The 22,988-nt window shown below is 61.2% G+C and carries 13 protein-coding genes; 2 read left to right on the top strand and 11 right to left on the bottom strand.

Annotated features, from left to right (window positions below; all coding sequences use genetic code 11):
• Positions 1 to 664 precede the first annotated feature (664 nt).
• Positions 665 to 1,870 (bottom strand): exo-beta-N-acetylmuramidase NamZ family protein, encoded by a 1,206-nt coding sequence (locus sS8_RS02930; RefSeq protein ID WP_119628349.1) that lies wholly within the window; start codon positions 1,868 to 1,870, stop codon positions 665 to 667.
• A gap of 23 nt (positions 1,871 to 1,893) precedes the next feature.
• Positions 1,894 to 2,376: a DOMON-like domain-containing protein gene (locus sS8_RS02925; RefSeq protein ID WP_119628348.1), complete on the bottom strand. Its 483-nt coding sequence runs from the start codon at positions 2,374 to 2,376 to the stop codon at positions 1,894 to 1,896.
• A 347-nt stretch (positions 2,377 to 2,723) separates the two neighbouring features.
• Between sS8_RS02925 and sS8_RS02920 the strand changes: the two genes are divergently transcribed.
• Together sS8_RS02920 and sS8_RS02915 are read left to right on the top strand one after the other, a co-directional pair.
• Entirely contained in the window at positions 2,724 to 3,893 is a 1,170-nt protein-coding gene (locus tag sS8_RS02920) for a sensor histidine kinase (protein ID WP_170160919.1), read from the top strand.
• 42 nt (positions 3,894 to 3,935) lie between these two features.
• Positions 3,936 to 7,847 (top strand): EAL domain-containing protein, encoded by a 3,912-nt coding sequence (locus tag sS8_RS02915; protein WP_145986393.1) that lies wholly within the window; start codon positions 3,936 to 3,938, stop codon positions 7,845 to 7,847.
• A gap of 915 nt (positions 7,848 to 8,762) precedes the next feature.
• On the opposite strand, the gene sS8_RS02905 is transcribed toward sS8_RS02915, so the two are convergent.
• From sS8_RS02905 to sS8_RS02865, 9 genes are all read right to left on the bottom strand, one after another.
• Positions 8,763 to 9,779, bottom strand: a complete 1,017-nt coding sequence (locus tag sS8_RS02905) for a hypothetical protein (RefSeq protein WP_119628344.1) — start codon at positions 9,777 to 9,779, stop codon at positions 8,763 to 8,765.
• A gap of 186 nt (positions 9,780 to 9,965) precedes the next feature.
• Entirely contained in the window at positions 9,966 to 11,447 is a 1,482-nt protein-coding gene (gene lnt / locus sS8_RS02900) for an apolipoprotein N-acyltransferase (protein ID WP_119632586.1), read from the bottom strand.
• 13 nt (positions 11,448 to 11,460) lie between these two features.
• The gene (locus tag sS8_RS02895) at positions 11,461 to 12,327 is read right to left on the bottom strand and encodes an HlyC/CorC family transporter (protein ID WP_119628343.1); all 867 of its coding nucleotides are present in this window, start codon (positions 12,325 to 12,327) and stop codon (positions 11,461 to 11,463) included.
• Positions 12,324 to 12,779, bottom strand: coding sequence for an rRNA maturation RNase YbeY (gene ybeY, locus sS8_RS02890; RefSeq protein ID WP_119628342.1), 456 nt, complete (start codon positions 12,777 to 12,779; stop codon positions 12,324 to 12,326). Before ybeY ends, sS8_RS02895 begins: the two co-directional genes overlap by 4 nt.
• Complete coding sequence (locus tag sS8_RS02885) at positions 12,766 to 13,752, bottom strand: PhoH family protein (protein WP_179952416.1); 987 nt, start codon at positions 13,750 to 13,752, stop codon at positions 12,766 to 12,768. The genes ybeY and sS8_RS02885 overlap by 14 nt, the downstream gene beginning before the upstream one ends.
• A 13-nt stretch (positions 13,753 to 13,765) precedes the next feature.
• The gene (gene miaB, locus sS8_RS02880; RefSeq protein ID WP_119628340.1) at positions 13,766 to 15,139 is read right to left on the bottom strand and encodes a tRNA (N6-isopentenyl adenosine(37)-C2)-methylthiotransferase MiaB; all 1,374 of its coding nucleotides are present in this window, start codon (positions 15,137 to 15,139) and stop codon (positions 13,766 to 13,768) included.
• Between the two features lie 116 nt (positions 15,140 to 15,255).
• Complete coding sequence (locus tag sS8_RS02875) at positions 15,256 to 15,795, bottom strand: hypothetical protein (RefSeq protein WP_119628339.1); 540 nt, start codon at positions 15,793 to 15,795, stop codon at positions 15,256 to 15,258.
• A gap of 305 nt (positions 15,796 to 16,100) precedes the next feature.
• Positions 16,101 to 19,265, bottom strand: coding sequence for a phospholipase D-like domain-containing protein (locus sS8_RS02870; protein WP_119628338.1), 3,165 nt, complete (start codon positions 19,263 to 19,265; stop codon positions 16,101 to 16,103).
• A gap of 68 nt (positions 19,266 to 19,333) precedes the next feature.
• Complete coding sequence (locus sS8_RS02865) at positions 19,334 to 22,987, bottom strand: hypothetical protein (RefSeq protein WP_119628337.1); 3,654 nt, start codon at positions 22,985 to 22,987, stop codon at positions 19,334 to 19,336.
• Position 22,988 lies beyond the last annotated feature (1 nt).

The following is a 22,988-nucleotide window of genomic DNA, read 5'->3' as shown; positions in this document are numbered from 1 at the left end:
GGAATTTACGTGCTGTCGTCAACGGTCCAAAAAACCGGCGCAACAAAAGTATTGCAATAAAGAAACAGGGGTAGAACCGAGAACTGTTCTGAAAAGTCAGCAACGCATCACTTCGCGCGGAAGTATTCGGGAATCCTTTCCAGACGCCGTGCCCCAAGCGAGCGTTTTCGTCGGCAAGGGATTGCCGACCTACAACCGTGCCACCCTGTAGGTCGGGAATCCTTTCCCGACATCATGCTCCGACCGAGCGTCTGTATCGGCAAGGGATTGCCGACCTACGACCGCGCCACCCTGTAGGTCGGGAATCCTTTCCCGACACCATGCTCCGACCGAGCGTCTGCGTCGGCAAGGGATTGCCGACCTACAACCGTGCCACCCTGTAGGTCGGGAATCCTTTCCCGACACCATGCTCCGACCGAGCGTCTGCGTCGGCAAGGGATTGCCGACCTACACGCCGCACTCGCGGTCCACAAAATGTGTGGAATGTGCTTACTGTATGTGAAGAAGGTAAAGTCCTATTCGAATTGCTCTCACCCCAACCCTCTCCCAGAGGGAGAAGAGGGAGTCCTGGTGGCTTTGCTTTCCTGGCCATTAGTACGTGGGTTGGTTGGACCAGAACCGGATTCTCCGGGACCCGCCGCGTGCGGTAAATCCGACCAGCCGATCACCGATACAGCAGCACCGCTTCCCGCTCCTCCCGCCACGAGCGCTCGTCGGGTAGCGTTAAGACGTCGAGGTCGGACGGTTCGGCAGCGGTATCATCCACCCATTGGCGCAGCAACTCGCTGCCGTTGATGAGATCGATCGCAAGGCGGTCGTATTCGTACTCGTAAGGAAAGTCGCGCCAGAGATCGTAGTCCGGCCAAAGCTTGCGTATCGTCTTGAGTGCCAGGGCCTGCAAGCGCCAGGGCCGAAACGCCCGATGCTCGTAAGCGGCATCCTCGACATGAATCTGCACGCCTTCACACAGCTTGCCGGCATGCTTGTGAAACGTCGGTTCGAACCAGCATACCCGCAGCCGGCAGCCTCGCAGCCAATCCGGCGCCAGAGCCTGCATCTCGGCGACGAGCCGGTTCGCATCCAGATCGGGCCCGCCGAACAGTTCCAGGGGACGGGTGGTGCCGCGGCCCTCGGACAAGGTCGTGCCCTCCAGCATCACCGTACCGGCATAGCAGCGCGCCATCCATATATTAGGCGCGTTGGGACTGGGATTGATCCAGATGCGCTCGCCCAAAGGCCAGCCGTAGCCCGGCGCCTTTTCCGGCTCCCAGCCGCCCATGGTAACGACCTGATAGTCGACGTCGAGGCTCAGGGTTTTGACGAACCAGCGTCCCAGTTCGCCCAGCGTGAGTCCATGGCGCATGGGAAGCGCGCCGGCACCCACGAAACTCTCCCAGCCGGACCGCAATCTGAGCCCTTCGATCGGACGGCCCGCCGGATTCGGCCGGTCCAGCACCCAGACCGCCTTGCCGTTCCGGGCCGCCGCCTCGAGGACATATCGCAAGGTCGTAATGAAGGTATAAATCCGGCAGCCCAGGTCCTGAAGATCGACCAGCAGCACATCGAAGCTGTCCATCATGGCGTCGGTCGGGCGCCGCACCTCGCCGTACAAACTGAAGACCGGGATGCCGTGCACCGGATCGGTGAAATCCGGCGACTCCATCATATTGTCCTGCTTGTCGCCGCGCAGTCCGTGCTGGGGTCCGAAAGCGGCCGTCACCTCGATGTCACCGAGCGCGGCCAGCGCGTCCAGCGAATGAACCAGATCGGCGGTGACAGAGGCGGGATGAGCGAGCAAGGCCACGCGCCGGCCTGCGAGCGGCTTGCGAAGCTCGGGACTGGCGAGCAGCCGGTCGATGCCAAATTTCATGACTTGTCTCCTTGTAACGACAATTATCGGAAGTCCGTGAGATCGAATCGAAGCGCGAAATTGTCGCGGTGGTGGAAATCCGGTTTTCCCGGCGGATGGGCGAGCGCCCAATACGAGAGACTGCCGCCCTGCTCTTCGATGACCGCGGCCAGGGCGAGGCTCGCATTTTCGCTGCGAACCGAAGGAGACAAGCCGCTCAGATCGATCGTCGCGTTCAGGCGAAGACTTCGCGTATCGAGCTCCAGAGCGATGTTCGGCGGTCCGGCTGCCTGTACCGCCGACATGCCTTCCCGATAAGCACCAAAATGGTAAATCGCCCACGCGGTCGACGGCGCGAAATTGAATTCGAAATACCCTTGCCCGGACATCAGAAAAGCTTCGAAGCAGGTATGTTGCCAGAGACCGTCGGCACGGCATGCCGGCCTATGGCCTGGAATATGCATCTTACAAAGGTCACCTTCGACGGCGTACTCGAGCAAAAGCAAGCCCGCGCTTGTCTTCTGCATTCGCACCGAAATAGAGCGGACAAATTCGCAAGGAGTGGACGGATGTTTAATCAAAGGAACGGTTTGCATGGGACGATTATATCTCGCTATCGCCTGACGTCCGCCACGGCCCGGATCCGACGCCGGTCGAAGTCCGCTGACGCTATCCTCGCAACGGAGCCCGCGTCGTCATTTCCCTCTTCCCGTTCGTAGATTGTTGGGGACAAAATGGATTTTTTACGATGACAAACGGTCTACGAGTCAATGTCACATCTAATCGGTCGGAAGCGGGGATCATTTCGATATTCGTTGCATCTCTCCGGAGCACGAACGAGCTCCGACCGGAAACTCATTTTCCCCTCTTAGCCATGTCTTCGCCCATCGAGTCCGAAAAGAATCCGATGGCAACGGTACGTTCTTCGGACACCGTTACCGAAATCAAAAACTTCCGGGAATTGTTGGAATCGGCACCGGACGCGATGCTGGTCATCGACCCGGATGGCCGGATAGCGTTCGTCAATTCGCAGGCGGAACAATTGTTCGGTTACCAGGGCCGTGAACTGCTTGGACGGAGTGCCGACATACTGATCCCCGAACATTTCCGGGATCAGCCGGTCGAACACGGCAGCTTCGTTTCCTCCGCTGCAGCGGCCCGGGCAAAAGATCCCGGCTACGACCTTCACGGCCTGCGCAGGGACGGCTCCGAGTTTCCGATCGAAATCGGCTTCGGTTCGGTCGAGACCGAAAACGGCATCCTCGCACTCGCTTCGGTCCGCGATATCACCGAACGTAAGCGCTTCGAGGACGCCTTAAAGCAGAAAGCGGCGGACCTGGAGCAAGCGAATTCGGCCCAGGCCTCCATTCTTGCCGGAATTTCCCATGAACTGCGTACGCCGCTCAATGCTATCATCGGCTTCACCGGCACGTTACTGATGAAACTGCCGGGGCCTCTCACCGCGGCTCAGGAAAAACAGCTGAAAATCGTTCAAACCAGCGCCAGGCATCTGCTGTCGCTGATCAACGACGTGCTGGACATCACCAGAATCGAAGTCGGCAAAGTCGAGCCCAATCCGGAACCCTTCGTGTGTCAGGATGCGCTTCGGGAGGTCGCCGAAACGCTTCGTCCGCTGGCGGAGCAGAAAAACCTGGAATTCGAACTCAAGCTTCCCCCGGAAAACATCGTGGTTGAAACCGACCGGCGTGCGTTCGTCCAAATCGTCATCAATCTGGCAAACAACGCGCTTAAATTTACCCCCGAGGGCAAGGTCATTATCGAACTGAGCCCACGACAGCAAGACGGCAAAACGATGATCGATATCAACGTACACGACACCGGTATCGGCATCAAAACCGAAGACCAACCCCGTTTGTTTCGGGCATTCTCCCGGCTGGACGCCGCCTCGACCCGCCATATCGAAGGCACAGGATTGGGCCTGTATCTCTGTCAGAAGCTGGCGTCCTTCATCGGCGGAAGCCTGGCCGTCAAAAGCGAATACGGTGCCGGCAGCACCTTTACCTTGACCCTTTCGAACCGCTGACCTTGCCGAGAAAATTCGAGCATAGTCTTAATGGAGCCCGGCATGGCGAAAATTCTGATCGTTGACGACCGCCCCCTGAACCGAGAGTTTCTGGTAACTCTCCTCGGCTACGGCGACCACCGCCTGCTTGAAGCATCGGACGGTGCGGAGGCACTGGACGTCATTCGAGCCGAACGCCCCGATCTGGTCATCACCGATATTCTGATGCCGGTCATCGACGGTTACGAACTGGTGAAACGCCTCCGCGACGACCCGGCCCTCGCCGATACCCGCGTGATCTTTTACACCGCCACCTATCGGGCGCCGGAGGCGCGCACCCTGGCTGAAGCCTGCGGAGTGGCCGCCGTGTTGGCCAAGCCCTCTTCGCCGGAGGAAATTATCCGTGTCGTGCAAAGCGTGCTCGGACTGCCCGCAATCGAGCCGGGCCGTTTGCCGGAACCCGCGGCCCAGCGCGGCGCCGAGTCGCTCGGCGATCTGGCGGGACAACTCAGCGACTATTTCTCCGATATCGAAACCGTGCGCCAGTCGATAGCGCGGATCGTCGAGTCCGGCCCGGCACTCATCGAAGAGCGCGATCAGCTGCGGGACATCGCCGCTCGATTCTCGGGCTCTCTGAGTCGTCTGCAGGAAATCAGCCTCAGGCTTGCGACCCTCATCGAGCTGGGACTGGAACTTTCCTCGATCCGCGATCCGGAGCGACTGCTCGAAACCTTTTGCCGCGCGGCCCATGACGTGTGCGCCGCTCAATTTGCCGTGGTCGGCCTGCTCGATGAGGGTCAGTCGCATCTCTGCCGCGTCTACTCGCGGGGCATGGAAGAAGAGGCGGAAGAGCTGCCCAAGTCATTGAATCCGGAAAGCGGAATTCTCGCCCGCCTGCTGACCGAACGCCGTCCTTTGCGTCTCTCCGGATTGAGCGATACGCCGGAGCTCCTCGGCTTGCCCGCCGCTCACCCGCCGGTCCATTCCTTCCTCGGCCTGCCGATTGCTTCCTCCAGCCGTGTTTACGGTTGGGTGTATGTCGCCAACAAGCTGGGAGGGACGGAATTCGACGAGATCGACGAAGATATCGCCACCGCGGTTACCGCCCAGGTGGCGACCGCGTACGAAAATCTGGGATTCTACGACGAACTGCAGCGGCGTGCCGTGGCCCTGCAGCTGGAAATCACCGAACGCAAGCAGGCGCAGGAGTCGCTGCGCAAAACCTTGCGCGCGCGCGCCGTGACGGCCGAATGCAATCACGTCCTGATCCATGCCCGCGAGGAACACGACCTATTCGATAAGATGTGCCAAACCATGGTCGAGGCGGGGCGCTATCCTATGGCCTGGATCGGCGTGGTCCGCGACGACGAGTACAAGACCCTGGTCCCGGTCGCGCATGCCGGATCCGAAATTGGCTGCCTTCAGGAATGGCGATTCACCAAAATGGATACGGAAAATCGCTGCACGCCGGTCGGCCGAGCGATTCGCAGCGGGAGGACCGTGGTCGTGCCGGACCTGGCGATCGTCCAGGAATGGCCCGGCTGGCGGGAAAACGTTCTGTCGCGCGGCTACCGTTCCGTCATCGCCCTCCCCCTCAAAACCGATTCCCAGACCTTCGGCGCTCTAAGTATTTACGACAACGCGCCGGGCGCCTTCGGCCACGATGAACTGGCCCTGATGGAAGAATTGGCGGACGACATCGCGTACGGCGTCGCCAATCTCAGAACCCAGGGAGCGCGCAACCGGGCGGAACGGCGTCTGACGACGCAGTACGAAGTGGCGCGTATCCTGGCCGAGTCGGCGACCGTGGCGGAGGCCAGCCCGAAAATTCTGCAAATCATTTGTGAAACCCTGAATTGGGACGTGGACATCGGCGAACTCTGGATCGTCGATGATGCGGCGAAAGTCATGCGCTGCGTCGGGCTTTGGCGCCGGGATGGCAGCGATACCGAAGAATTCGCGGCCTGTAGCCGGTCACTGACATTCGCGCCCGGCAATGGACTGCCGGGAAAAATCTGGACCTCCCGGAAATCCATCTGGATTGCCGATCTCGCGCGCGACCCCGACTTTGTGCGCGCCTCGCTCGCCGACAGCGCCGGCCTTCGCGCCGCCTTCGGCTTTCCGATCGGGTTCGAGGGCCGGATCCTCGGAGCCATCGGCTTTTTCAGCCGGGAAATCCGTAAACCCAAGCAGGATTTGATGAACATGTTCACCGCGGTCGGCAACCAGATCGGCCTGTTCGTGGAACGTAAACGCACCGAAGTGGAACTCAGGATTTCGGAGGAAAAACTCAGCAGTATTCTCGGTTCGATCGACAATATCGTCTGGTCGCTCTCGCCGACCACGGGCGAAACGCTTTACGTCAACGCCGCGGCTGAAAAAGTTTGGGGACGACCGGTCGCCGAACTCATGAAAAACAAGGACCTGTGGCTGGAAAGCGTGCACCCGGAGGACCGGGAACGGATGCGTAACACGCTGAAGGAACTCCTGGAACGAGGCAGTCTGACCGTCGAGTATCGTATTCGGCGGCCGGACGGCGAAATACGCTGGCTGGAAGACCGGGTCAAGGTCATTTACGACAAGAGCGGAAAGCCGGTACGGTTAGACGGTGTCGCCAGCGACATCACCGAGCGAAAAACATACGAAGCCAGCATCGAATATCTGGCGACGCACGATGCGCTGACTCATCTCCCCAATCGCACGCTGCTCGCCGACCGCTTGGCTCAGGCGCTGGCCCACGCCAAGCGTACCGACCGGCCTCTGGCTTTGCTGTTTCTCGATCTGGACCGGTTCAAGGATGTCAACGACAGCTTCGGCCACGCCCTTGGCGACGCCCTGCTCCAGTCCGTCGCGGAGCGTCTGCTGGCGTCGGTCCGCGAGGGCGATACGGTGGCGCGCCAGGGCGGCGACGAATTTCTCATCCTGCTGTCCGATCTCGAAAGGGTCGAGGACATCGAGGTCGTCGCCATCAAGGTCTTGCGGTCTCTGGCCAAGCCCTTCCTGATCGACGGCCGCGAGCTGTTCATGAGCGGCAGCATCGGGGCAAGCGTTTATCCTACCGACGGCGAAGACATGGAAACCCTGCTCAAGCATGCGGACACCGCCATGTACCGGACCAAGGAGGAAGGCGGCAGCGGCTTCAGGCTTTATGCCCGCGAAATGAGTCAGCGCGCGATCGAGCGCATCAAGATGGAAAGTGCGCTGCGGCGTGCCCTGGAACAGCAGCAATTCGAGTTGTTCTACCAGCCCAAGGTCGAGCTCAGAGGCGGGCGGATCATCGGCTCCGAAGCACTGATCCGATGGCGGCATCCGGACTTGGGACTGGTTCTGCCCTCCCGTTTCATCCCCATGGCCGAAGAAACCGGTCTGATCCACGCGATCGGCTCATGGGCACTGAAAACCGCATGCTCGCAGAGCAAGGCCTGGCAGGAGGCGGGGCTGAATCCCTTCGATGTGGCGGTCAATCTGTCGGCCAAACAGTTGAAACGCGGAAATCTCGTCAAACTGGTCGACGACATTCTGCGGGAAACCGGATTGGAAGGCCGCTATCTCGAACTGGAACTCACCGAAACCATCGTCATGCACGATCCCGAACGCTTCATTCCGATCCTGGAGGAATTGAAGGAGCTGGGGGTAAAGCTTTCGGTGGACGATTTCGGAACCGGCTATTCCAGCCTGAGCTATCTCAAGCGCCTGCCCTTCGACCGCCTGAAGATCGACCAATCCTTCGTCCGCGACATTGCGACCGACACCAATGACGCCGTGATCGTCCAGACCGTGATTTCGCTGGGTCACACCCTCGGTCTCAAGGTCATCGCGGAAGGCGTCGAAACCATGGAACAACTGACCTTCCTCTGCCGTCACCGCTGCGACGACATGCAGGGCTATTATTCCAGCCGCCCGATCCCGGCCGAGCAATTCGGCCGTCTCCTGCGCGAAAACCGCAGGCTGCGGCTGCCGTCGATCGCGGCGTGAGGCGGAATGGGGCATTTGGTTGCCGATGACCGGCATCCGGATCGGAGACCACCTCGCCGAGCACCGGCCCCGTCCGTGCAGGATGCCGAAGAAGGAAAGCAGGTCGGCAATCCATTGCCGACGAAGCCGCTCGGTCTGGGCATGGCGTCGGGAAAGGATTCCCGACCTACAGTGCCCGGTCGTAGGTCGGCAATCCTTTGCCGACGGCGGCGCTTGGTCAACCGATTACCTCGGGAAAGCATTCCCGACGACGCGTGAGTCTCCGTACGTAGATATGAAAATGCTCCAAAGGCCTGTTTGCGATTGGAAGGGTCATTCGGGCGCTCCCCGGATGACCGTTTGCGATTGGAAGGGTGGCTCCGGTGCTCCCGGAGACACCGTGTGGTGTGCACTCGTCGGAAACCCGACGACGCGGTTTCAGGCGGTGCAACCGGCAGCAGAATGAAATCCCCCCCCGCAGCACCGTCAACGAATATACCGTACAGTCGTCTACCGTCATCGACGATACGGCGGCTGCCAACTCGGGCTGGGCAGCCGAAGGCGAAACCGCAGGATTCGAATGGACTCTCTCGGTGGAGGCATTAGGCTCGAGGAGTATGAATGCTATAAGGCTGACGAGAAACCCCCACGCCGACCAGGTAGTGGCAAGAACAATCCAGCGCCACCAGCGCGGCGCCAGGTCGATCGTAAGGACATAATGGGTTCTTCTATGGAATCTCTGCGATATCAAGCATAGCCCGAGCGTCAAGGCCGATTGTCCCGGCATTGGCAGCATCGGCTCGATCAGGTCGCGGCCGGTCCGGCGGTGATGCCAGGGCATGAGGATCCATTCAATAAAGGGGACGCCAACAAACGCGATCAAGGTACTCACCCCCCAAATTAGAGCCACTACCCTAATGATCAGGTCCAAGACGCTCACCAGCTGCTCCCTGATTCTGCGGTTTCGTAGATCATCTCGCCGACCCTCGGACCCTGTTCACTTCCCCAATAGCCGAGCCCGAGAGTGCCGACACCCCCAACGACAACGGCGCACCAGAGCGGACTGGTGCCTAGCGTGGGACCGCCGAAGACAAGGTTGCACACCCCGTTACCGGCCATACCCCCCAAGAAGCCGCCAACGAGACTGCCGCCCAGCCGGCCGGCTTCGCCGGCGATGCGGCGGTTGCGGTCCGGTCGGCTTTCCTCGATATGGCGGTTGATCTCGGCCGCTGACCAGGCGACATCCAGGGCTATGCCCAGTTGCCCGATGACCTTGACCTTTTTGGCCGCCCGGTTCAGCGCGGCAATCCGGCTGCGCAGTTCCGGCACGCTGTCAGCGGAACCCGCCTTCTTCCAGTGGTGAACGATGCGCTTGCTGGAGAGACCCAGGCGGCGGCGTATGAGCGCTTCGTCCGGCCCGACCAGGCCTCGGCGGAGCCAGCCTCGCAGCGAGCCGTCGAGCCGGTTCAGCAGCGCCTGGCGGCGGCGGTGGAATGCCGCGCCGCCCAGCGTGCCGGTTACCGCATAGGTTTCCCGGTAGAGTGCCTGAAGCTCCCTCAGAATCGCAGTAACCTCGTCGATCTGGCGGCCCCACGCATAGGAGTAAGCCCCGAGTCCGCCGGGCGTCTGTAGCGTCTGCGTGTATTCCAGAAGTTCGTAGAACCGGTTGGTGATCTCGGGTTGTTCGATCGGTCCCCGGATGCCTCGCGGCCAGAACTGAGGATCGCGCAGGCCAGCGGCAAGTCGAACCTCGGCGGCTGTACAGGCCTGAGACTGAGCGCTTGGCAGCACCAACACTGCCCCCGGTCTCAGATAGGTGTCCCGGGTAATCTCGTTAAGCTTGAAGAACCAAGCCAGGTTTGCGGATTCCGGATTCTGGTAGACCTCTCGGGCGTAGTCTCCCGCCGTTACCGGCTGTTCAACGATTGCGAAATAAGGGGCGGTTTCAGGCATGTGTTCTTCCTTTGCATCCTTGCGGTGTGGGTTACCGGAAAGTTAGCCGCATTTTTCGGGAAGTCAACGAGTTCGTCAAAGCAGTGCGTCGACCGGCGGTTTGCTCGCGTTGGACTGTTTCCGGAAAGCTATCGTCATCCGCGCGCGATGCGGTTCCTGCGTCACCGCATCCTACGGCATGAACTTTTACGCTTCTGTCCGCCGCCGACGGCGCCAAGCGACAAGGCCTAAACCCGCTCCGAGTCCGACCACCACCGGCCAATCGCTCCACAGCACGTAAGGCGTGCTGCCCGCGACGGGCGTGATCGTCCCGCTCAGCCGGGTACGCTGGAACAAGGGCGCGGCGACGGCGATTTCGCCCTTGGGCGTGATGATCGCCGTGATGCCGGTGTTGGTGGCTCGCAGCATGTAACGCCCGGTTTCGAGCGAACGCATCCGGGCCATCTGCGCATGCTGGTAAGGTGCGATGGAATCTCCGAACCAGGCATCGTTGGTGACGTTTACGAGATAGGCTGCCTCCGGCAGGCTCGCCAGGGACTCCTGTCCGAAAATGTCTTCATAGCAGATCGAGGCCGCGAGCGCATGGCCGGCGGCGACCAAAGCCTTCTGACCGCCGTTGCCGCCGGCGAAATCCGACAGCGGGATGTCCAGGATATCCAGCACGAAGCCCAGCACGGGACGCAGCGGCAGATATTCGCCGAAGGGCACCAAATGCCGTTTGAAATAAATTCCTGGAGACGCTCCCAAGGCGACAACCGCATTGAAATAGCGGTCCTTGGTCTGATCATAAAACGGCACGCCGATCAGAAGATCGGTATCCCTGTCCTTCGCTTCCGCAGCCAGCTCGGCAAGATAGGTATTCTCGACCTGATGATAAAAGGCCGGCACGGCGGTTTCCGGCCAGACGATCAGCCGCGCGTCCCAAGACTGTCGGGTCATCTCCGTATACATGTCCAGCGTTTCCCGCTGAAACTCCGGCTGCCATTTCATGTCTTGCGGCACGTTGCCCTGCAACAGCGTGACCTGGAACGGTTCCCCCGCGGGCTGGGTCCAGGAAATCCCGCCGAGTACCCGGCTTAAAGCCAGTACCGTGAGGATCGCTGCCGCCATGACCATGCGCGGTTTGCGAGCCGAACCAAGCGCCGCCGGGATTGCCCCGGCCAGGAAAGCCACCACCCAGCCGATGCCGTAGACGCCGAGCACCGGGCCGTAACCGGCCAAAGGCGTGTCGGTTTGGCTGTAGCCGATTTGCAACCAGGGGAAGCCGGTCAAGAACCAGCCCCGAAACCATTCCAGCAGGATCCAAACGGCCGGGAATACGACCAGTAATTGCAGGGTTCTGCCGCTGTCCCAAAAGCGGCGCGAAAGCCAGCCCGCGAGTGCCGGATAAAGCGCGAGGAATGCCGTAAACAGGAAGGTAAGCCCCGCCGCCGCGAGAAAGCTCGCGCCGCCGTAATCGTGCATGCTGACATAGACCCAGGAAACGCCGAGGCCGAACTGTCCCAGTCCGAACAGGTACCCGCGCAGGAATGCACGGCCCGGCGTCGCTTTCAGCCAGCTCGCGAACAGCAAAAGCAGGCCGAGGACGGCGAGGAATGCGTAGTCGAACGGGGAGAAGGCCAGCGGCAGCAATAAACCGCCGAACAAGGCCAGAATGTCGTAAAGCACGGTCGAGTACTTATCAACCCATGCGCGCACCGTTTCCGGTTTGCGTTTCGGATTGGGGCAGGAGGATGAGTTTCAGCAAGTGGACCCGGCGGCTATCGGTTCTGAGCACGATGAAACGGAAACGGTCGATATCCACTTTTTCACCCTTCTTGGGTACGTGGCCGAGATGATGGACGATCAATCCGCCTATGGTGTCGAATTCTTCATCGCTGAAATCGACGTAAAAGTAATCGTTGAACTCGTCGATCGGCGTCAGGGCTTTCAAAGTGTACTCGCGGTCGTTTTTCCTGAAGATGTATTCTTCTTCTCCGAAATCGTGCTCGTCCTCGATTTCTCCGACGATTTGTTCGAGGACGTCCTCGATCGTTACCAGGCCGGCCGCGGCGCCATATTCATCCACCACGATCGCCATATGGCTGCGCGTGGTGCGGAACTCCTTGAGCAGCACGTTGAGCCGTTTGCTCTCCGGGACGAACTGCGCGGGACGCATGATTTCCTTGACCAGCTTGGTCTTGTCCTTGAGGCTGTGAATCAAGAGGTCCTTGACCAGAAGAATGCCCACCACTTCCGTGCGGTCTTCTCCGATGACGGGATAACGGGAATGGGCGGACTCGGCCACCAGAGGAAAGATGGTCTCGAGTTCCGCATCCTGCGAAACCACGATCATCTGGGCTCTCGGAATCATGATGTCCCGGACCTTGAGTTCCGAGACCTGCATGACCCCTTCGATCATCGAAAGCGCTTCCGCTTCGATCAGATTCCGTTTCTGCGCAGCGCGCAACAGTTCCAGTAAGTCCTCGCGGTCCTCGGGCTCGCCAGTGAAGAAAAGGCCTATTCGTTCGAGCCAACTTCGATGCTCGCCCGTCTGCTCCTCGTTCATGCCGTGATGATCTCCTCGTACGGATTGGGAAATCCTAAGTTCTTGAGAATGGCGATCTCTTCCGCCTCCATGACGGCGGCATCGCTGTCCGAGATGTGATCGTAGCCTTGCAGGTGCAGCACGCCGTGCACCACCATGTGCGCCCAGTGGGCTTCGAGGGGTTTGCCCTGCTCGCGGGCCTCGCGCTCGACGACGGCTGCACAGATCACGAGATCGCCCAGCAACCGGTTGGGAATGCCCTCCGGCACTTCGAACGGAAAACTGAGGACATTGGTCGGTCCTGCCTTGTGCCGATACTGACCGTTCAACTCGGCGCTTTCCGTTTCGTCCACGATCCGTATGACTAATTCGGCCCGGTCCCGTTTCGCCGCGGCGCTTGCCCACCGCAGAAAATCTTCGTCCTCCGGGACCCATCGCGCCTCAGTTGCGTGCTGGACTTCAAGGCTGATCATGCTGGTCGGTCACGTGCGCCCGCTCGTAAGCCTCGTAAGCCGCGACGATGCGCTGCACCAGAGGATGGCGCACGACGTCCTGGGAGGTGAAAAAGGTAAAGCTGATGCCTTCGACGTCGCGCAACACTTCGAGGACGTGCCTGAGTCCCGATTCCTTGTTGCGCGGCAGGTCGATCTGGGTGATATCGCCGGTGATCACGGCCTTGGAACCGAAACCCACCCGCGTCAGAAACATCTTGATCTGTTCGACGGTCGTATTCTGCGCCTCGTCCAGGATGATGAACGATTCGTTGAGGGTCCGTCCGCGCATGAAAGCGAGGGGCGCCACCTCGATCACGTTGCGCTCAATGAGCTTGGCCACCCGCTCGAAGCCCAGCATTTCGTACAGGGCGTCGTACAAGGGCCGAAGATACGGGTCCACCTTCTGGGCCATGTCGCCGGGCAGGAAACCCAGCTTCTCGCCGGCTTCGACTGCCGGACGCGCCAGAATCAGGCGTCTCACTTCGTCCCGTTCCAGGGCGGCGACCGCACAAGCCACGGCCAGGTAGGTTTTGCCGGTCCCCGCCGGGCCGACCCCGAAGTTAATGTCGTGGCTCTGGATGCTCTTGAGATAACGCTGCTGATTGCCGCCCCTAGGCCTTATCGCGCCTCGCTTGGTGCGGATGGCGAGCGCTTGTTCGGCCTCGTCGCCGGTATTCTCCAGCATGGCGGCGATATTGGCGTCCTGCAGGGACAAATGTACCCGCTCGGGCGTCATCACCTCGTGCGAGGTCGCGTCGAACAGGCATTGAAGCACTTTGTACGCGGCCTGCACGGGCTTCCCGGAGCCTATGATTTCAAACTGATTACCGCGGTTGGCGATTTCCACGCCCAGGCGTCTTTCGATCTGGCGCAGATGTTCATCGAATTGGCCACATAAGCTGGCCAGCCGCTCGTTGTCGGCGGGTTCCAAAGTAAGATGCAAGGAGTTCAGATGATTAAGCAAGTTAAGCGGTGAGACTGCTGGTCTCGGGAGTTGAAAAATCGGGCGTAGAGGCACTCACGCATCTGCCCCTCAGCGAGTTGGGCAGTGCCTCGACGATCAAAACGTCCATGAACTGTCCGATGAGCTGCGGCGGACCCGAAAAATTGACTACCCGATTGTTTTCGGTGCGTCCGCTCAATTGAGCATAATCCTTCTTCGAAATACCTTCGACCAAAATGCGCTGTACGGTATTGACCATGTTCCGCGAGATTTCCGCCGACATCTCGTTGATTCTCGCCTGCAACCGGGCCAGGCGCTCCTTTTTCACCGTGATCGGCACATCGTCATTCATTTCGGCGGCCGGCGTGCCGGGACGGGGGCTGTAAAGAAAACTGTAGGAATGATCGAAACCCAAGGTTTCTATCAGATCCATGGTCTCTTCGAAATCCTGTTCGGTTTCACCGGGAAATCCGACGATAAAATCCGAGGACAGGCTCAGATGAGGTCGTGCTTCCTTAAGCCTTTGGATCTTATCGATATACTCTTCACGGGTATGGCCACGTTTCATCAAACTCAACACGCGGTTACTGCCACTCTGCACGGGAAGATGCAAATGGTCTGCCAATTTCGGAATCTCCGCGTAGGCTTCGATCAGGCTATCGGTAAACTCCACCGGATGGGAGGTGGTGAAACGGATGCGGTCGATACCGTCGATGGCCGCCACGTAATTCAAAAGCAGCGCGAAATCGGCGATTTCGCCGTCCGAGGTCGCCCCTCGATAGGCATTGACGTTCTGCCCCAGCAAGACCACCTCGCGCACGCCCTGCTCGGTCAAGGCGACGATTTCCGCGATCACGTCATCCAAAGGACGGCTGATTTCCTCGCCCCGAGTGTAAGGTACGACACAAAACGTACAATATTTACTGCAACCTTCCATGATTGAAACAAAGGCCTTGGGTCCTTCCGCGCGCGGCTCCGGAAGCGCGTCGAACTTTTCGATTTCGGGGAACGATACGTCGATGGCGGGTCTTTTTTCCGCCCTGACCTTGTCCAGAAGTTCCGGCAGGCGATGCAGTGTTTGCGGGCCGAATACCATGTCCACGTAGGGCGCACGGCGCTGCAGGGCCTCGCCTTCCTGGCTGGCGACACAACCGCCGACGCCTATGACGACACCGGGTTTCTTGTCCTTGAGCGGGCGCCAGCGCCCCAGTTCGGAAAAAACCTTTTCCTGAGCTTTCTCCCGCACCGAACACGTATTCAACAGCAAAACGTCGGCTTCCTCGGGATCGTTGGTGAGTTCGAAGCCATGGGAGGCATTGAGTACGTCGCGCATCTTCGCGGAATCGTACTCGTTCATCTGACAACCGATGGTTTCAATGAAGAGCTTTTGGGTCATTCTCGGCAGGAAAACGGATTGGTGGCCAAATTTTAACAAATTTAACCACCAATCGTTCGCTACAAATTAGACCTCGTGTCTCCCGAAAACCCATCGTCAAGGGAAAAGAACCACTTTCAAGCGGCTCTGGTTTTGGCAAACTCGAAAGGATTGACCAGCGTGGAGCCCACCCGCTTCAACTCGGCTTCCGGATGTTTCTTCGCCATCAGTTCGCGGACGTTCTCCTCCTGCTCGCGGCGCACGTCGATCATGATCAGATATTTCCCGGCATCGATATCGTCGTGGAATTGGGCCACCGCGTGGTTCTCCGTCGCCAGCCCGCTCAACCCGCCGACCCAGGCCCCGAACAAGGTGATGCAGCCGAACACCGCGACATAAACCAGGCCGCTGACGTCCGGCCCGAACGGCTCCGCGGCCATGAAATACGCCGTCGGAAGCAATGCCACCAACCCTCCGACCATTGCCCCGCGCTCGCCGGAACGGATAACGTCATGTTTCTGAATGAGATTGGCGGCGTGTATATGGCGCCGGTAAAGTCCCGCCTCGTCCTTGCTGACCACATGAAAATGCCAGTCGGCAATGCCCGCCTGATGCATATCGTTGGAAATCTGCTCAGTGCTGTCGAGATTGGCGGTGAGATAGTACAAACGCTTCATGACCGTCCTCCTGAATACTGATCGACACAACAACCCACAATAAGGAAACAAATAATTTCCTGGCGCGGATGTCGGTTTAGCACTCGACGGTCTCGGTTGTCAAGAGGACTGCCCCGGTATCAAGACTTTGCCGTCGTCCCGGAAACCGGCGCAGCTCGGATAAAGTGAAAAGACATCAGGGGTGATCGAACCCGGCCAATCTCCCTATTTGGCTGCGCCATATTCGGGTAGGCGCAGTATTCGGGCTATTATCCGCCGACAACGGATGGGGGCATGCAGAGCACGCGGTTTAGAAGCGCCGCAAGTCATCCGTTGTCCGCACCGTCCGACAACAATTCTGCCGCCAGCAGATCCATGAGTATGTGCACGGACGCAGGGTCGGTTACCACCATCCCGTCGGGATCGGCCACGTCATCGGACTGCGGAAGGATACTCGTGTCGGTCGGCCCGGCCCAAACCGGCGCGCAACGCCCCAACCCGCCCTGTTGCAGCAGATCCGAAACCGCATCGAAAGCCGAATCGGGAGACCCGAGCCGAATCCATAACGGGGTTGCCGCGGAAGGCGATCCCGGAATGTCGACGCCGAGCTTGTGCGCCATTAGCTGTTGCCGGAACTGACGGATCGCGACGGAATAGCCGTCCGCGATCGCACGATCGATGCTGGCGACATCGACCGACCCGTCGAAAGTCATGCCGCGGCGCCGGATATGGCTGGTGCCGGTAAAAGCGTAGACGTCGTCGACGATCACTGTCGTGGTGCGGATAGCGGCGGGACGGCCCGGAAAACCGATCGGGTGAAACGCCGCTACGCGATCGTGGTCAGTTGTCGTCAGTTGCTCGATGGCCTTCTTGCGGTGTTTCAGTGCCGCGCGCACCCAAGGTGCTCGGCCAAGGTCGAAATCCGGCCAGCTCGGCACGCAGATCAGCACCTTGAGACGCTTGTTGGCGACCAAGCGTTGGCGGATCACCTCGACCAGATCCACCTGCCAGTCGCCCGGCGCGTCGCCGGGCCGTGCCGTCCGGGCAAAAGCGGGACCCTCGATGTAGATCAGCTCGCGCGCCTCCAAGAAAGCCCGGCGCAACGACCACAGGGCATCGCGCAAGCCCGAGCGTGCCGCGACGATCTCCTTCTGCACTCGCTTCACCAGGTTTTCGGCGTTGACAACATCGAGGTCCGGTGCCGGAACACCGAACCGTGTGGCTACGGTGTTGACCAGGTCATCAACGGTGTCGCCCGGCTGAGGCCGGGTAACGACCGTCAGTTCCGGCGTATCGGAAACCGGCGAGATCGTCTCCAGCGCCGCCGCCGCAACGGTGCCGGTCGTATCCGCGGGCGGAGCGTTCCAATTGTTGCCGCTGGTCGACAGCAGCCAACCGGGCACGTCGCCGCCCAGCGGCAGGATGGGTTGGGCGCGCTTCACGGCGTGTAGCGCAAGATCGTAGGCCAGCCAGCCATCGGCACGAATGCCGCTGGCGTGGGCGTCCAGCCCCGCGGGATTGCCGGGATTACCGAGATCCGGTCGGAACGAGCGCATCTCCGGACTCCACCGTGCGCCGGTCAGCACTGCGCCCCAGTTCAGCGCGGTATCGGCAGCCGCAGCGGAACCGATGGCGAGCAGAGTCTCCAAGCGCATCTGTGTCGGCAGGCGCGGTCCCTGGCGCGGCTGCCCTTCTCTCGCGAAGCTGCGTGCCAGGTCGGCTGCGCCGCCAGACTGCTGGCCCGGCGTAAATGTGCGCGGCACCCCGAAAAGCGGCGACGTACAGATGCCGCGCGTGTGCAAGTCGTCAAGCAGGCCTTGCAGGCCATTTCCGGACAGGATAGGCGCGCCGCCGAAACTGGCGGTGTTGTCGTTCCAGCTCGCAGGGACGTCATCAACGCGAACGCGTATTTCGGAAAACAGCCGCCTCTGACCGGTTCGCGCGGTCACTACGATGTCGAAAGAAATGACGGTTGGCCTGGATTCGCCTGCGCTCAACAGGAACGGGTCGACGAGCAGGATCGGCGTCGGATTGTTAGACACGGCAATGGCGCTGCCGCCGTCGCCGCGAACGAAGGACGGAGCATCGCCCGTGATCGCCGCAATTTCCACGAACCGGCGCGGAAACAGACGCACGTGAGCCCCGTCCGGCACGCTGTTCGCCGCGATGGTGACGATCACGTCGCGGCCGGCATTCATGCCGTCCGCTTGATTACGCCAAACGGCGCTAATGTTCCGAGCCGGATCCGTGGCGGCGGTGATCGGTGCGTTGCCGCCGGACGCCGGAAACGCCGGCCAGTGGGATGTCGGCCCCGGAGCAGGCGGGGCCGGGAGATTCGCGTCGATTACCGGGGAAACGACGATGGCAAACGAGGAGCCGTCGGCAGGCGGAAAACCCGCCGTCATGGCGGCAGCGGCACCGAGTACGTCGTTACCGTTGGTTAGATAGGCGAAATTCGGCACCGGATCGCGCACCTGCGGCAGCAGAAAATCCGGCGTCGCATCGTCGTCGCCGGGAATCCCCGCGACGGTCTCGGTCGAGCGGTTGCCGAGCAGATGCCAGCCGAGATCCACCGCCAAGACACGAAAAAACTGCCGCGTTAGCCTCACGCCCGATGGCAGTGCGGGCGGTGCGATAGCGGCGCGCGCCAGAGTTCCGTTCTGCGCCCAACCCCAGCGCACGGGCCGTACGTCCCCGTCGGCGCTGTTGTCGGCAGCGGAACGCCCGAGCGATTGTCCGGCCGCCAGCGCGACGATTCCACTGTCGGTCACCTCCGAAACCTGGTTGTTCGAACCGTCGAGGACTTTCAGCCTCGCCTGGCCTCGGGCCGGAACATACCCATTTCCGTGCGGATCGATGACATGGCACAGGTTTCCGGCCGCCAACCCGGCGATGCTCCCGACACCGCCGGCGTCGCCGACATTGCCCGCCGGGCCGCTGTTGAACCGAAGAGCCGGCAGCCAGGCGAGCAGGTCGCGGAACATGTCGGCCACGGCAATGGGATCCACCGGAAGTCCGCGCGCATCGTGGAAGGTCGAGACGACCTCACCGGCGGTATCCAGCGGATCGCCCGCGAAAAACCACTCCGGCACCGGAAGCGGGTCTGGCAAGGTAATGCCCCGAAGCACCATCGCAACCGGGACCGGACGGATGAGCGGCGTCCCGTACCTGGCCAGTACCAGGGTCTCCAAACGGCGAGCCGCTTCCGGATGCAGGCGAAACACTGCCACCGGGCCGGCCAGCGGCATGCCCTCGACTCCGCTCCAGTATGCCGGCGTCGCGACGAATTCTCGAATGCCGCGAAACGGGGCTCGGACATCGGTCAATTCCAGGCTCAATTGTGCCTGAACGTACTCTCCGGGCGCCGATGACGACCAGACGGGACTCAAGTTCGGAACGGTCAGTCCCAACGCGTCGAGCCCATTGCTTTGCAGATCGTTCGCAGCGCCCGCAGGAGTCAGAACGGTCTGGGGTGGCATGATCACAGCCATGTCAGCAACCTCCGAAGATGAAACGGAAATCCACAAAAATTCTTTCTCGCTCGAAATGGCACCGTTGTTTATTCCACCTTTGCGGTGACATCAGCGGCTTGTCCGTCGGGTCCCAACAGTTTCACGGCCAGGAGCCCCTTGCCCCGCAGGTAAACGCTGAAATGCGTCACGCCGCCCGCCGGCTTGCCGCGCCGCAACGAAATCGGCCTCGCCTCGCTGAAAGGATCAAGCAAGGATTGCAGTAACTTGATATTCGGCAGATCGGCGCTGACCACCACCGGCGTGTCGGGTGAAGGCGAGTCGTACGACCAGAATTGAACCTGCAATACGTAGGGTCCTATGGGCGTCGCCGGGATCGGAGCATGCGACTTGAATCCGAAAATGACGCCCTTTCCCGGCATGGCGGTGAGCGTGGGATCGACGATATCGGGCGCCGGGAGCGTCGCTGCCCCCGGTGCGTCCAGAACCCGCTCGGTGGTCCGTCCGAGGGGATCGGTCAGAAGGATGCGGATACGGATACGGACGGCGTCTTCGACTGAATCCTCCGAGACCAGAACGCAGTAGCGGTTGTCGCCGGCAGTTTCCTCACGCCAAAGCCCGACGCCAGGCGCGGTCGGAACGCCGCCAAGGGTATCGTCCGGGACGCCCGCCGCCGGCAATTCCGGGTAGGCGAAAACCGGATAGAGCGAACCGTCGAGCGTAATCGCCACCACCTCCACCTTGATCCGGTGAGGGCCGAGCGGCGTTGTGTCGACCGGCGCCGGACTCGTCGTGGCAAAACGCACTCCGGACAGCGCGCCTTCCGGGCGGTCCGCGACGATGGGCGCGAGTTCGGGTGGAGCCGCCGGCGGAACGACGATCGCCATCGCGGCACTGGGCTGTGACCTTCCACCGTAGAGGGCGCGGGACGGATCGTTTCCCGACCAGGCGACGGCACGGTAAAAAACGCGCTTCCATGAACCGTCCGGCTGGTCGTAGCCCCGGATTATGCCGAGCGGCTGCGCGTCTCCAGGCCCCGTACCGGTCACGGGAGTTACTCTCCACTCTGCGTCCGAGCCGGTAATCGTCGCGATCGGCGGTCCCATCGTGTCGACCTGGAGCGCCGCGTCTTCCACCCGCGTGCGAAAGATTTCCAGACGCTCGACCACGGCGCCCGGACGCGTCTCTATCGCGAGGCAAGCGCGGTATCCGTACTCTGCCACCTTATCCAGCGTAACTTCCAGCACCGGCGGCGAAGGGGCCGCAATCTGCGGCGCTACGAACGCACGGAAGCGCTTCTCGCGGTGGGGGTCGTTCAGGTCCGGCCAGCTCGATTCCACTTGTCCCGCGCTGACGCCGAGCACGATATACATATGGATGTCCTTGGAACCCCGCGGGATCACGACCTCGGCATCCAGCCCTGTGATCGGCGTGGCGTTGACGCGGATAAAGGGACGGCGTACCGGCCGTTCGTGCAAGGCATTGCGCAGGGTCAGCAGTCGGTCCGCAAGTGTCTCGCCCGGCAAAGCCTCGCTCGTATTCGTGCCCTCGCCCCCGCCCTCGCTTCGCTGCTTCACGATCTCGGCGGCCAAGTCGGGATCGGTACGTAATTTCGATTCCGTCGTCTCATAGATGTAATAGCCGACGGCGCCTGCAATTCTGGGCCAGTCGAGGCGAGCACGGTGCTCGCCGCGCCCGTCCGGGAGGCTCGCCAATTCGACCTCCTCGCGGATCAGGGTAATCACCGGTGGGCGAGGATCGGAAGCGCTCGATACGGTCGGTTCGTTGGACCAGGGGCCGGTTCGTTGCGGTGCGATATGCTCCTGTCCCCGGGCCCAAAGTGCCATGCCGACGTGCCCGGCGCTGGTGAAATCGAGGGAAAAGCCCGGAATGGTGAGCCGGTAGCGGCGCGGTCCGGCAACCACTACCGGGACCGCGAGCCGTTCCTTGCCGTCGTCCGAGATATATTCCAGCATGGCGCCGGTGACGCTGCCGGAATCGTTTCCGGCGAAGTTGACCACCAGCGGCGTACCCGCCGCCGGTCCCGGGAAGGCGTTTTGGAGACCCGCGGGAATCTCGGGGCTGTCCGGCGGCTGGCCCGGTTTCGAAGCGGCATAGAGCTTACCGACGAGGACGAGCCGTTCCGGCGAACGCACTGCCCAGTCCCAGGTCAGATCGACGATCAGGTTGGCTGGACAGACCGCCGACGCCGCTGACTCCACGTCGAAACGGGCCGACAGGATACGGGCGCTCTGCACCGGCGGCTCTTGTAGGGTGTGTTCTGTCGACGACCAGGGGCTCCACAGACCGAACAAGTCCTGATGCGCGACGGCATAGAGCAGACGATTGGGGATGCTGGCGGGTTCGATGCGATAGCCTTCGTCGAGCGAGCGCAGCGTGCCGGTTTCCTGTTCGTTGGCGAGACTGGTCGTGGCGCTGATGGGCTGGGGAACCAAGGGGTCGAACTTGCGGCCGCCCATCAGCGAGACGATGTCGGATGGCGGATCGATGGCAAGCCGAGCGGCGGCGTAGCTGGCGATCCGGAAAGGGGTGATATCGGGCAACTTGTCCCAGGCCAGCCGCACCACGCCCCGGTAGAGCTGGTCGCGGATCTCAGGCGGAGTCAGCCCTTCGAATGTGGCACCGAGATTGGCCGGCCTCGGCGGAATCGTCGCCTGTTTCGGCGCTTGGACGACAGCGGCATATTCCACCGGCTCCGAAGCCCCATCCAGGCCATGGCTGTATCGGGCCGTAACCATGTAATCCCAACCGTCCACCGAGTCAAAGGCCGTGCCGAACCCGGCAACGAGACTGAACAAAGGATCGGATGCGGCCCCAAGCATGAGCATCCGAATCGGCGCGTAGCGGGTCTCGGCGGTTTGCGCGCCGGCATTGATCGCCATCGGCTGGCCCCACGCGAACTGATGATGGTTCTGCGGCGGATGCGTTGTGATCATCTTTCTCAGCGCCCGCTCAAGGTCTGCTTCGAGGGCTTTCAGGATCAACCGGGGATCGGCGAGCGCCCAAGCGGGTGCCGGCGTTTCGGCTTCGATGAGATCCTCCCAGCCGTAGAACGGCGCGCCGCGGAGGAATCTGAGCTCCGCAGCCTTGAAGGGCTCGGTCAACTCGGATTCGAACCCCTGCTCGACATCCAGGTCGAAGATGCCCGACCACTCGTCCCGATTAACGGGGAGGCCGACCCGTTCGAGCGGTTCCCACTCTTCGCCCTCGATGTCATCCTGTCCGGTCAGCCCGGCGAGCCCATCCACATGAGCGTCGCCGACGACGACGATACAAGCGATGCTGGAGCCGCTGAAGGTGACGGTATGAAACCCGGTGTTCAGGTTTTCCCAGCCGGCGACGGCGGAACCGAACGGTGCTCCCGCGTAGGCGATGACACTGACACTCGCAGCGTCTACCCTAATCTGCGCCCTCAGGAAGACAACCGGGTTCTGCCAGACGTAAACCTTGATTCCCGGAAACGAACCATAAACTGTGAAGGCGATCGGACGCTCGCTTTCCATCGGCCTGGAAGGACGCCGCCAGACACGGAAAGGTTCGGTCGGATAGCCGAGTTTGGGGTCCAGCAGCCAGCGCAACTGCACGACTCGGGTCGAAATCCCCCGCTGCATGGCGATTTCGCTCGCCGAGCGGTCGTTGGGATAGCGGCGATAGACCTCGGTCCAGTCCACGACGGCCGCGCTGAGAATGAAGCGTTGCGGATCGATGATACGAATGGCCATT

It is taken from the genome of Methylocaldum marinum, from assembly GCF_003584645.1.
GTDB lineage: Bacteria > Pseudomonadota > Gammaproteobacteria > Methylococcales > Methylococcaceae > Methylocaldum > Methylocaldum marinum.
Note: the sequence above shows the minus strand (reverse complement) of the source record. Positions and strands in the feature narration are given on the sequence as shown.

Excerpts from the sequence above, each read along its gene's own strand:
- sS8_RS02930 (WP_119628349.1), bottom strand. The coding sequence starts at position 1,870 with ATGAAATTTGGCATCGACCGGCTGCTCGCCAGTCCCGAGCTTCGCAAG.
- sS8_RS02925 (WP_119628348.1), bottom strand. The coding sequence starts at position 2,376 with ATGCAGAAGACAAGCGCGGGCTTGCTTTTGCTCGAGTACGCCGTCGAA.
- sS8_RS02895 (WP_119628343.1), bottom strand. The coding sequence starts at position 12,327 with ATGAACGAGGAGCAGACGGGCGAGCATCGAAGTTGGCTCGAACGAATA.
- miaB (WP_119628340.1), bottom strand. The coding sequence starts at position 15,139 with ATGACCCAAAAGCTCTTCATTGAAACCATCGGTTGTCAGATGAACGAG.
- sS8_RS02870 (WP_119628338.1), bottom strand. The coding sequence starts at position 19,265 with ATGGCTGTGATCATGCCACCCCAGACCGTTCTGACTCCTGCGGGCGCT.
- sS8_RS02915 (WP_145986393.1), top strand. The coding sequence starts at position 3,936 with ATGGCGAAAATTCTGATCGTTGACGACCGCCCCCTGAACCGAGAGTTT.
- ybeY (WP_119628342.1), bottom strand. The coding sequence starts at position 12,779 with ATGATCAGCCTTGAAGTCCAGCACGCAACTGAGGCGCGATGGGTCCCG.
- sS8_RS02920 (WP_170160919.1), top strand. The coding sequence starts at position 2,724 with ATGTCTTCGCCCATCGAGTCCGAAAAGAATCCGATGGCAACGGTACGT.
- sS8_RS02865 (WP_119628337.1), bottom strand. The coding sequence starts at position 22,987 with ATGGCCATTCGTATCATCGATCCGCAACGCTTCATTCTCAGCGCGGCC.
- sS8_RS02875 (WP_119628339.1), bottom strand. The coding sequence starts at position 15,795 with ATGAAGCGTTTGTACTATCTCACCGCCAATCTCGACAGCACTGAGCAG.
- sS8_RS02905 (WP_119628344.1), bottom strand. The coding sequence starts at position 9,779 with ATGCCTGAAACCGCCCCTTATTTCGCAATCGTTGAACAGCCGGTAACG.